The organism is Microcoleus sp. K5-D4 (assembly GCF_036704575.1).
In the GTDB taxonomy this organism is placed as follows: Bacteria; Cyanobacteriota; Cyanobacteriia; order Cyanobacteriales; family Microcoleaceae; genus Microcoleus.
This window is the reverse complement of the sequence record NZ_JAUBSD010000192.1, coordinates 1-2,131: the sequence shown is the minus strand read 5'-3', so window position 1 is coordinate 2,131 and position 2,131 is coordinate 1. Positions and strand designations below refer to the sequence as shown.

Sequence of the window (2,131 nt, the reverse complement as noted above, 5' to 3'; positions counted from 1 at the left end):
CCTACACAGTCTCTTATGCTTATTTTGTTAACTTTGTCAAGTTCATATTATACCAAATTAGATGAGCTTACCCTGGTGCCGGATGTAACTTATTTTGGCAACGCTGTTCGTTGAGAATTTGATAGAATCGAATCATCATTAAAGCGCTAGATATTTCATCAACTATCCAAAGAGTGCTGAGGGCGTAAACAGCCCCCGCAGCTAAAAAGCTGCTGGCTAAACCGACAAATTCATCTATCAGTTCTTCTTTTCCTGTTATGCCGGTTTCGCAAGCGGAAAGGCAGACTAGATAATAGCTTTTCAAATCGAATTGGGCGATTTCTTGTGAAGTTAGGGGCTGTTTGTTTTTCAGGATTAGCGCTGACTGGGATGGCTGTTTTGTGTTGTGGTAGGCGTGACCTGTAAAATGGAATATGTCAGCAGCTTGTTGCAGAGCTTCTTTAAGATTGTCTGTGGTAGCTTGTGAACGGGAGAGGGTATTGCAGTTAAGGTGAAAATTCGCGATCGCGGGCGCTTCTATTTCAGCAAAAAGTAATGGGTCGGGGCTTTCTACCAACAGCAGAGACATTGAAGGTGAGGGTTTTCTGTCTAGTCTGTCTATCCCAACTTGGATGCTGGGCAGATAAGTGATAGTGAAAAGATTATCGGAGAATAAAATGTGCAGTGGCAGCAGGTGCAAGTCGCGGTGGGGAATTAAGATTAACTGTTGGATATTGGTGAGGTGGGTACAAATTTCGGGAATTTTGAGGATGTCAGCGAGTTGTTGCAATTGCGCTGTCATTGACTCGCGCCAGGGATGGGATTCTTTGTTTTGCTGTTTGCTGGTAGTTTTGCCGTAATTTTGATAGCTGGTTTTCCAGTTTTTCAGCCATTTTTCTAAACTCTGACTGTTGTCTTTTGGGAATAAGTCGCACAGAGGTGTGGAAATAACTTCAAACTTTTCTAGGGTAATGATAAAAGCAGTCAGGGAAACTGGGCTGAGATGCCAGTAAATAATCGCGGTTTCGGTGTTGTTTGCCAGTAAGTCTCGGATTTGGGGATAAGTCGGGCTATCGATGCGGTTTTGCCAACCTGCGCGCATCCATTGCAGGCAAAAGTTTTTCCTGGCTTCGGCTTTTTCCAGTGCATTTACCTTGTGGCCAGACTGAACGAGGGTATCGACTTCTAACTGGTAAAGTCCGGCAAATTTGCGCTGGAGCCGCAATTTTATTTCCGGGTGAGTTTCATTGTCTAAAATTAAATTTTCTAAGACGGTAGTAGCTTCGGTAAGGTACTCGCTGGTTTTGGCATCTCCCAAGCTGCAGCACACGGTAATTAAGCCTTGCATTACTTCTAAATAAGTTTCTGGGATTAGAGGAGATTTCAAGAATTCGCGGGCTTGTTCGTAGCTGGCTTTAGCTTTGTGGAAAGATTCAAAATAAGTGGCTGTTTGTTTGCCGTGTTCATAGTGTGCCTCGCCTTTTCGCTGGTGCAAATTGCCGCAAGCTTCGCGATAGTCGCGGTTGGTGGGCTGATATTTCTGTAAGCCTTCATCCCAGTTTTCAATGGCTTCATTGTAGCGCCCGGAGTTGAAAAATGCCCAACCTCGATTTGCCCAAGCTGACCAGAATTGATCGCCTGTAATTTCTAAGGCTGTCTCGCAGGCTGCGATCGCCTCACTGTAGCGGCCCAAATCATATAGGGCATTGCCCAGCCCGTTCCAGGCAAAGTGGAATTGGGGGTCAATTTCTAAGGCTTTCTCGAAGGCTGCGATCGCCTCACTGTTGCAGTCCAAACCTTTTAAGGCATTGCCCAGCCCGTTCCAGGAATAGTGGGACTTAGGGTTAATTTCTAAGGCTGTCTCGAAGGCGGCGATCGCCTCACTGTAGCGGCCCAAATCTTTTAGGGTAGCGCCCAGCCCGTTCCAGGCCTTGACGTATTTGGGATCAATTTCTAAGGCTTTCTCGAAGGCTGCGATCGCTTCACTGTTGCGCCCCAAATCATTTAGGGCATTGCCCAGCCCGTACCAGGCAAAGTGGAATTTGGGGTCAATTTCTAAGGCTGTCTCGAAGGCTGCGATCGCCTCACTGTAGCGGCCCAAATCATTTAGGCTAGCGCCCAGCCCGTACAAGGCATCGTCGTATTTGGGGTC

Annotated in this window: 1 protein-coding gene; it reads right to left on the bottom strand. The window is 46.7% G+C overall.

The genetic code is table 11. The features are described 5' to 3' along the window. Window positions 1-67 precede the first annotated feature (67 nt). Window positions 68-2,131: tetratricopeptide repeat protein (locus QUA77_RS28925; RefSeq protein WP_333454057.1), on the bottom strand; the 2,064-nt coding region annotated here is incomplete at its 5' end.